This is a genomic window from Candidatus Hydrogenedentota bacterium (assembly GCA_016791475.1).
Taxonomy (GTDB): domain Bacteria; phylum Hydrogenedentota; class Hydrogenedentia; order Hydrogenedentales; family JAEUWI01; genus JAEUWI01.
The window spans coordinates 1-525 of the sequence record JAEUWI010000451.1 but is presented as its reverse complement, the minus strand read 5'-3'; the positions used below and the strand labels follow the sequence as shown (position 1 = coordinate 525).

Annotated in this window: 1 protein-coding gene; it reads left to right on the top strand. The window is 56.0% G+C overall.

The genetic code is table 11. The features are described from left to right. Window positions 1–261: 261 nt before the first annotated feature. A partial coding sequence (locus tag JNK74_30195) for a hypothetical protein (protein MBL7650441.1) occupies window positions 262–525 on the top strand: 264 nt, incomplete at its 3' end.

Genomic DNA, 525 nt, shown 5'->3' with positions numbered 1-525 from the left:
CAAATTGAAGCCCATAAAAGGAATTCAGGCGTTCTTCAAACAATGGAGCGCCGACGTAAGCTGAACCTTATGTCTTGCGACGGGCTTTGTCTCGCGGAAGACTTGCTAAATCTTCGCACACTACTGTAGGCTGGAACGCAGCATCTCCCATTTGTTGTGCTCCACGTACTGCAGCACAACACTCCCCGCTAAACCCCCGGGGAGTGTTTGTGGTTTTAGGGGAAGTGTTTACCTGTCGGTCGTTAAGTGAGGAGAGTCTTCATGTCGTTGCGGAAGTTCGGCCTGCCCTGGCTGCTTGCTGTTGGTGTGTTTCTCGCCGCGTTCCCGGCTCGGGCCGATCTGAAATCATACGTTGCGAGTCCGGATGCGTCCTACGGATACAAGATCGTGGAGACCGAGGAAATCGATGGTCTTTCGGTGACCACGATCCGCCTGACCTCGCAGACGTGGCAGGGCATCGTGTGGGAACACTGGCTGACGATACTTCGCCCGGCGGTTGTGGAGCATCCGCAGGGGGCGCTGCTG